Annotated in this window: 5 protein-coding genes and 1 tRNA gene; 5 read left to right on the top strand and 1 reads right to left on the bottom strand. The window is 63.6% G+C overall.

The window, feature by feature from the left end; translation table 11 throughout:
* Window positions 1-97: 97 nt before the first annotated feature.
* Entirely contained in the window at window positions 98-241 is a 144-nt protein-coding gene (locus GTK09_RS03365) for a DUF1127 domain-containing protein (protein ID WP_163461090.1), read from the bottom strand.
* 408 nt (window positions 242-649) lie between these two features.
* On the opposite strand from GTK09_RS03365, the gene GTK09_RS03360 reads away from it, so the two are divergent.
* From GTK09_RS03360 to clpX, 5 genes are all read left to right on the top strand, one after another.
* Window positions 650-734 (top strand) — tRNA-Leu (locus tag GTK09_RS03360).
* Window positions 735-820: 86 nt separating this feature from the next.
* Complete coding sequence (tig, locus tag GTK09_RS03355) at window positions 821-2,194, top strand: trigger factor (protein ID WP_163461089.1); 1,374 nt, start codon at window positions 821-823, stop codon at window positions 2,192-2,194.
* Between the two features lie 185 nt (window positions 2,195-2,379).
* The gene (locus GTK09_RS03350; protein WP_246217679.1) at window positions 2,380-4,797 is read left to right on the top strand and encodes a mechanosensitive ion channel domain-containing protein; all 2,418 of its coding nucleotides are present in this window, start codon (window positions 2,380-2,382) and stop codon (window positions 4,795-4,797) included.
* A gap of 251 nt (window positions 4,798-5,048) precedes the next feature.
* Window positions 5,049-5,681, top strand: coding sequence for an ATP-dependent Clp protease proteolytic subunit (locus GTK09_RS03345; protein WP_163461088.1), 633 nt, complete (start codon window positions 5,049-5,051; stop codon window positions 5,679-5,681).
* 233 nt (window positions 5,682-5,914) lie between these two features.
* Complete coding sequence (gene clpX, locus GTK09_RS03340; RefSeq protein ID WP_163461087.1) at window positions 5,915-7,183, top strand: ATP-dependent Clp protease ATP-binding subunit ClpX; 1,269 nt, start codon at window positions 5,915-5,917, stop codon at window positions 7,181-7,183.
* The last annotated feature ends 114 nt before the right edge of the window (window positions 7,184-7,297 follow it).

Below are 7,297 nucleotides of genomic sequence, written 5' to 3'. Positions count from 1 at the left end.
GCATCGGATGGTCTGCCTATTCGGGAGGAGGTTGGCAGACCGTTTTCGCCTCGGCCCGGGAGGAGGTGGGCTTCGGCAAAACTTTGAAACTGATCGATTACATGACCGTGCGGCGAGCGACGGTCGGGATGTCGGTGCGCGCGATGCCGAGATCGGCGAGTTCGCGCTGCGACAGACGGTTGAGCTCGTTGACGGTCTCGCGGTAGCGGCGCCAGCTCTGGTACGAACGAACAAGGTTCATGTCGGAACCTCCTTTCAAAATTCACTTCAGCCAATTCGGGAAAGCGTGTTGCGCTTCGTCCCGCTTCGTTGAGAGCAAAATATGATGGCGGGGCAGGGCCCGCTAGACGGAAGGATGCATGGCTGCTTTGCGAATTGTGCAATGCAGCAAAGCCTGGCAATGCTTCAGCTGAGACAAGGGTTTGCGGGGGGAGCCTGAGAACGAAACCGGAGCCGTTGGAGAGGGATTGGTCAACAATGTTGCTCTATTCTCTCCGGCTCGGCGGGACGGGACGGGCCGGGTCTCCTCGCCACGTGGAGCGGGCGATCGGGGGAATCCGCGGTCGAGCCCGGCGGTTTTGCCCTTTCGTGGCCGAATTCACGATGATATAGAGGCCCGCGCTCGCGACCTCGGCGGCCGACGCGCTCTGCGGGTGTGGCGGAATTGGCAGACGCACTTGGTTTAGGTCCAAGCGCCGAGAGGCTTGGGGGTTCAAGTCCCTCCACCCGCACCACTTGCCGAATTCAACGAGAATGCGCCTGGCCGGGACCCGAAAGTGGCCGGTGGGCGCATCGGACAGGATCGAAAAGGTAATTCAGAATGCAGGTTACGGAAACCAAGGCCGAGGGCCTGAAGCGCGAGATCGAGATTGTCGTGCCCGCCTCGGACCTTGAGGCGCGCCTTCAGACCCGCCTCTTCGAGGCCAAGGACAAGGTGCAGCTGAAGGGTTTCCGGCCCGGCAAGGTGCCCGTCGCGCATCTTCGCAAGATGTACGGCAAGTCGCTGATGGCCGAGATCGTCAACGAGATCCTCAACGAGACGCCGGGTTCGGTCATCTCCGATCGCAAGGAGCGCGCGGCGATGCGCCCCGAGATCGCGATGACCGAGGACGAGGGGGAGGCCGACAAGGTCCTCGCCGGCCAGAGCGACTTCAAGTTCACCCTCTCCTATGAGACCCTGCCGGATTTCGAGCTGAAGGAATCGGGCGGCATCAAGATCGAGCGGCCGATCGTCGAGGTTTCCGACGAGGAAGTCGACGAGCAGGTCGAGCGGATCGCCGAGAACGCTCGCACTTACGAAGACAAGGACGGCGCCGCCGAGAAGGGCGACAAGGTCACCGTCGACTTCGTCGGCAAGATCGACGGTGAGGCCTTCGAGGGTGGTTCGGCGGAGGACTCCGATCTCGTCATCGGCTCCGGACGCTTCATCCCAGGTTTCGAGGAGCAGTTGATCGGCACCGAAAAGGGCGGCGAGAAGGTTGTCGAGGTGACGTTCCCCGAGGATTACGGCGCCGCCCATCTCGCCGGCAAGGCCGCGACCTTCGACGTCACCGTCAAGGCCGTCCAGGCGCCGACCGACACCGCCATCGACGACGAGATGGCCAAGAAGCTCGGCCTCGAGTCCCTCGACAAGCTCAAGGAGATCGTCCGCGATCAGATCCAGAGCCAGTACGGCATGGCGACGCGCCAGAAGGTCAAGCGCCAGCTGCTCGACGCCCTCGACAAGGACTACGACTTCGCACTCCCCGAGAAGCTGGTCCAAGCCGAGTTCGACAACATCTGGAACCAGGTGCAGCGCGAGCTCGGCGAGAGCGGCAAGTCCTTCGAGGACGAGGACACCACCGAGGAGAAGGCGCGCGAGGACTATCGCAAGCTGGCCGAGCGCCGGGTGCGGCTCGGACTGGTGCTGTCGCAGATCGGCGAGAAGGCCGGCGTCGAGGTCGGTGAAGAGGAGCTGCAGCGCGCCGTCTTCGAGCAGATGCGCCGCTATCCGGGGCAGGAGCAGGAAGTCCTGAAGATGTTCCAGGAAAACCCCGACGCCATCCAGAGCATCCGTGCGCCGCTCTACGAGGAGAAGGTCGTCGACCACCTGCTCGCTCAGGTCGAGGTCACCGACAAGACGGTCTCGAAAGAGGAGCTGATGGCCGAGGACGAGATCGACGAGAAGCCGGCAGAGAAGACGGACGAGGCCTGACTTTCCGGCCCGTCCTCGCCGCAAGAAACCGAAGGGCCGGCTCTGCGCCGGCCCTTTTTCGTTGGCTGCCGCACTGTCGTCAAAGCCGTCGGCGATAGGCCCTCGAACACCCCCGTTCGGCAGACCTGGGGCCGCCTCGCCGGCCCGTCGGTCGATCAGCCTTTCACGAGAGATTTCTCCAGCCCATGAATTTCCTCCGTCCGTGCCCGGCCTTCGCCGCGAAGATGATGGGCCTGCTGGCCGTCCTCGCCCTGTTTCTGGCCGTCTCGCCTCCGACCGCGTTCGCCCAGTCGATCCCGGGGATCAGCAGCGGCTCGAGCAGCGCCGCCGAAAGTCAGCCGGAGGGCGTGGCGGACGAGCCGTCGCTGAACGATCTGATCAAGATCCTGGAGAACGACGACACCCGCAAGAAACTGGTCGAATCGCTCAAGGCGGCGGCCTACCGGGCGCCCGAGAATGCCCAGCAGCCTGCGGCGGCGGCGGAAGACGCGGAGAAGCCGGCCGCGATCGTCCGCTCCTTGCCGGGTCGTCTGGCGGAATACACCCGCATGCTGATCGGCATGGTGGTCGAAAGCGCCGAGGAGGTGCCGGAATACGTCGAACTCTCGTTGGACATGCTGTCGGGAGCCCAAGCGATCGACATCCCGAACATTCTCGAGGCGATCCTCCCGGTCGCGCTCGTCGGACTCGTCGTCTTCTTCATCCTGTTCCTCGGCCGCTTCCTCGAGCGGGGCATATTCCGGCGCCTCGCCGAGCGGGCCGAGCATTCCGGGCCGATTCACAAGCTCGCCTATCTCCTGCTCTCCGGCGCGATCGAAGCGTTCGTCGTCGTCCTCAGTTGGGCCTGCGGCTATCTTGTCGCGACGCTCTACAGCGGCACCCGGCCGGTGTTCAGTCAGGCGCTGTTTCTCAACGCCTTCCTGTTGATCGAGATGATCAAGGTCGGGCTTTCCGCTTTCGTCGCGCCGAACTATCCGGCGCTGCGCCTGACGCCGTTCTCCAACCGGCAAGCGAGCTACTGGTATTTCTGGATCTCGCGGCTCGTCTCCATCCTCGGCTACACGTTCCTGTTCGTTGCCCCGATCGTCCAGTGGTCGTCGACGCTCGCAGCCGCCGAGGCGACCCAGTTCATCGTCGCCTTCGGCTCCTTGTGTCTCACCATCGGCCTCATCCTGAAGAACCGCGGCACGGTGCGCGAGCGCCTGAAGCGGGCCCGCAAGAGCGGTGACAACAGCTTCAGGGCGATGGCCCACTCGCTCATCGGCCAGATCTGGTGGGGGCTGGCGATCGCGGCCGCGCTGGCGCTGTTCATCGTCTGGCTGCAGAGCCCGGAGGATGGTCTGAAATTCGTTGCGACGGCGGCCGGCAAGTCGATCGCCGCGATGGCGCTGGGCGGCCTCGTCTTCTCGATCCTGGCGCGGATCATCGCCCATGGTGTGAAGATCCCCCAGGAGCTGAAATATCGCCTGCCGCTGCTGGAGCGGCGGCTGAACGGCTTCGTCCCGAAGCTTCTCACGGTGATCAGCTTCGTGGTCATCGTCATCGTGGTCACCTACATCCTCGACGTCTGGGAGCTGACGAATTTCGACCGCTGGTTCGCCTCGGCCATCGGCCAGGACTTCGTCGCCGGCTTCCTCGGCGCGATGCTCATCGTCGTCATCGCGGTGGCGATCTATCTCGGCGTCTCCTCCTGGATCGAGTACCGGCTCAATCCGAACTACGGCAAAGTCCCGACGGCCCGTGAGCGTACGCTGCTGTCGCTGTTCCGGAACGCCTTCACCATCACCCTGATCGTGGTCATCTCGATGCTGGTGCTGTCGCAGATCGGCATCGACATTGCCCCGCTCCTCGCCGGTGCCGGCGTCGTCGGCCTCGCCATCGGTTTCGGCGCCCAGAAGCTCGTACAGGACATCATCACCGGAGCGTTCATCCAGATCCAGAACGCCATGAACGAGGGCGACGTCGTCGAGTTGAACGGCGTCTCCGGTGTCGTCGAGCAATTGACGGTCCGTTCGGTCGGCCTGCGCAGCGTCGACGGCACCTGGTACCTGATTCCGTTCTCCTCGGTCGACCAAGTGGCGAACTTCTCCAAGGACTTCGCCTACTACGTCGCCGACGTGGGCGTCGCGTATCGGGAGAACGTCGAGGACGTGAAGGCGATGATGATCGACGCTTTCGAGGAGCTGAAGACGACGAATGTCGGCGAGAACCTGATCTCCGGTTTCGACATGTGGGGCGTCAACGAGCTCGGTGATTCGGCGGTCGTCGTGCGGGGCCGCGTGATGACCAAACCGGGCACGCAATGGGGCGTCGGCCGGGCCTATCGCGAGATCGTGAAGCGCATGGCCGACGAACGCGGGATCGAGATCCCGTTCCCGCACATGACGATCTGGTTCGGCGAGGACCGCGGCGGCGAGGCGCCGCCGATCCGCCTGCGCAACGAGGCGCAGACGCGGCAGAAAGTCGTCGATCAGACGCCTGCCGTTGCCGCGCACGAAGGCTACGAACGGGACCTGACGCAGCATGGCACCACCGAACCGGGCGGACGGCCGATCCCGCCCGACGCGAACGACATCGACAGTGCCGGCGGCGGCCGCGGCTGACGCGGCCCGTTCGTCCGGCCCGTTCGTCCGGCAAGGGGGCAGCCGATGGTCGGCTTCCCGGCACGCCCGGGCATGCACGCGGATCGTTCGGCTGCCTTGTCGTTTACCCCGAATGGCGGTGAGGAGGCGCCGCCTCGCTCTGCGGGTTGCGGAGCCCTGCCGCTACGCCCTATCTAGGACGCATGGGCACCTTGCTGATTCTCGGGCAATGGATCACCCACCCATTCTCTCGCGCGATTTGAGACACGATCATGAAGCACCCGATGACAACCGCGATGAACCTCGTGCCGATGGTGGTCGAACAGACCAACCGCGGCGAGCGCGCCTACGACATCTTCTCGCGTCTCCTCAAGGAGCGGGTGATCTTCATCACCGGCCCGATCGAGGATTCGATGGCGACCCTCGTCTGCGCGCAGTTGCTGTTCCTCGAGGCGGAGAACCCCAAAAAGGAAATCGCGCTCTACATCAACTCGCCGGGTGGCGTGGTGACCTCCGGCATGGCGATCTACGACACCATGCAGTTCATCAAGCCGGCGGTCTCGACACTCTGCATAGGCCAGGCCGCGTCCATGGGCTCGCTGCTTCTGTGCGCCGGGCACAAGGACATGCGCTTCGCCACTCCGAACGCCCGGATCATGGTGCATCAGCCCTCGGGCGGCTTTTCCGGCCAGGCCTCGGACATTGAGCGCCATGCCCAGGACATCATCAAGCTGAAGCGCCGCCTCAACGAGGTTTACGTCGAACACACCGGTCAGGACTACGAGACGATTGACCGGACGCTCGACCGTGACCATTTCATGACTGCAGGCGAAGCTCAGGCGTTCGGCCTGATCGACAAGGTCTATTCGTCCCGTGAAGCCCTGGAACAGGAAATCTCCCGATAGCGGCAATTCGGCGCGATCCGTCACTTGCCGGCCACAGTTGAACGCCGATAATGAGGGATACTCTCGTTAAGGGCCGCACAAGCAATTGGCGATATGCCCTATGATGTGGATTGCTGTGCGGGTTCCGGGAGGGACCGGTCGCTTCTGAGGCAGGGGAGCCTGCCATACCGAAACGCCGGTCTGCGGACGAGACGTAAACGGGTGCGATTCAACCCGATCGGAAGGAAAGACGAATGAGCAAAACGAGCGGCGGCGATTCGAAGAACACGCTCTATTGTTCTTTCTGCGGAAAGAGCCAGCACGAAGTCCGTAAGCTGATCGCCGGGCCGACGGTCTTCATTTGCGACGAGTGTGTCGAGCTCTGCATGGACATCATCCGCGAGGAGAACAAATCCTCGATGGTGAAGTCGCGCGAGGGTGTGCCGACCCCGCAGGAAATCATCGCCGTCCTGGACGACTACGTCATCGGTCAGGCCTATGCGAAGAAGGTCCTCTCGGTCGCGGTCCACAACCATTACAAGCGCCTTGCCCACGCGGCGAAGAACAACGACGTCGAACTGGCGAAGTCGAACATCCTCCTGATCGGCCCGACCGGCTGCGGCAAGACGCTGCTCGCCCAGACGCTGGCCCGCATCCTGGACGTGCCGTTCACCATGGCGGATGCGACGACGCTGACCGAGGCCGGCTATGTCGGCGAGGACGTCGAGAACATCATCCTGAAGCTGCTTCAGTCGGCCGACTACAACGTCGAGCGGGCGCAGCGCGGCATCGTCTACATCGACGAGATCGACAAGATTTCCCGCAAGTCGGACAATCCGTCGATCACCCGGGACGTCTCGGGCGAGGGCGTCCAGCAGGCGCTGTTGAAGATCATGGAAGGCACCGTGGCGTCGGTGCCGCCGCAGGGTGGCCGCAAGCATCCGCAGCAGGAATTCCTGCAGGTGGATACGGCCAACATCCTGTTCATCTGCGGCGGTGCGTTCGCGGGTCTCGACAAGATCATCTCCGACCGCGGCCGCAAGACCTCGATCGGTTTTGCCGCCAACGTCTCGCGTCCCGAGGACCGACGGACGGGTGAACTGCTCCGTCAGGTCGAGCCCGAGGATCTCCTCAAGTTCGGCCTCATTCCGGAATTCGTCGGTCGTCTGCCGGTGCTCGCCACGCTCGAGGATCTCGACGAGGTGGCGCTGGTGCAGATCCTGGAGCAGCCGAAGAACGCGCTGGTCAAGCAGTATCAGCGGCTCTTCGAGATGGAGAATGTCGAACTCAGCTTCCACGAGGACGCGCTGAAGGCCATCGCCCGCAAGGCGATCGAGCGCAAGACCGGCGCCCGCGGCCTGCGCTCCATCATGGAGGCGATGCTGCTCGATACCATGTTCGACCTGCCGACCCTCGACGGCGTGCAGGAAGTGGTGATCTCCGAGGAAGTGATCGAAGGCAGCGCGCGGCCGCTCTACATCTATGCCGACCGGGCGGACGAGAAGGAAAACGTTTCGGCGTGATCAACCCTTCCGCACCCTAGGCGCCGAACCAACGGATGCCCGCGTCGGTCAGCCGAGGCGGGCATTTTCGTATCTTGCATGGATCTGACGCCGCATGCCGAAGCCAGGCCCGAG

Source organism: Jiella pacifica (assembly GCF_010500815.1).
In the GTDB taxonomy this organism is placed as follows: Bacteria; Pseudomonadota; Alphaproteobacteria; order Rhizobiales; family Rhizobiaceae; genus Jiella; species Jiella pacifica.
Note: the sequence above shows the minus strand (reverse complement) of the source record. Positions and strands in the feature narration are given on the sequence as shown.